The organism is Amycolatopsis tucumanensis, from assembly GCF_021654135.1.
GTDB lineage: Bacteria > Actinomycetota > Actinomycetes > Mycobacteriales > Pseudonocardiaceae > Amycolatopsis_E > Amycolatopsis_E tucumanensis.
Genome location: NZ_JAKGSD010000140.1, coordinates 1 through 899, shown reverse-complemented (window position 1 = coordinate 899; position 899 = coordinate 1). Strand labels below are relative to the sequence as shown.

1 protein-coding gene is annotated in these 899 nt (G+C 69.7%); it reads left to right on the top strand.

Annotated elements, in window-relative coordinates; all coding sequences use genetic code 11:
* Positions 1-216: 216 nt before the first annotated feature.
* The coding region (locus L2C96_RS44190) for an IS110 family transposase (protein WP_237340329.1) at positions 217-899 on the top strand (683 nt) is incomplete at its 3' end.

Genomic DNA, 899 nt, shown 5'->3' with positions numbered 1-899 from the left:
TGGTTCCTGATCAAGGAGCTGTGGTCGCCAGGTTCGGTATGACTGATGCCCCCAGCCGAGGTCATGCCCCGGGGGGGTGGTGTCGCCGGGCCTGGTGGCATCGAGGGACCGCTGAATAGGGACACGGCCACCGGATGGTAGGTCTCGTCGCAGGCGTGGGTGCCGGCCATCGATGCCAGTCCGGTGACCACCCGCGACGGACGAAAGACACTGTGCATGACCAGCAGTTATGGCGTGTTCCTCGGTCTGGATGTCGGCAAAGGCAACCATCACGCCGTCGGCCTGGATCCGGCTGGGAAGCGGCTGCACGACGGGCCGCTGCCCAACACCGAAGCCAAGTTGCGGGCGTTGTTCGACACGCTCGCCGAGAATGGGCCGCTGCTGGTCGTGGTCGATCAACCGGCCACGATTGGTGCGCTGCCGGTCGCGGTCGCCCGCGCGGCCGGGCACCGGGTGGCCTACCTGCCTGGCCTGGCGATGCGGCGCATCGCCGATCTCTACCCCGGCAACGCCAAGACCGACGCCCGGGACGCGTTCATCATCGCCGACGCCGCCCGCAGCCTGCCCCACACCCTGCGCCAGGTCGACACCGGTGACGAGGCCCTGGCCGAGCTGGAGGTGCTGGTCGGGTTCGACGACGACCTGGCCGGTGAAGCCACCCGGCTGAGCAACCGCATCCGCGGCCTGCTCACCGGCATCCACCCCACCCTCGAACGCGTCCTCGGGCCTCGCGTCACCCACCGGGCGGTGCTGGAGATCCTGTCCCGCTGCGGCGGCCCGACCGGCATCCGCACAGCCGGCCGCGGCAAAGTCACCGCCATCGCCACCACCCACGCACCCCGCCTGGGCGAAAAACTGGTCGCCGACATCTGGACCGCACTGGACGAGCAGACCGTCAC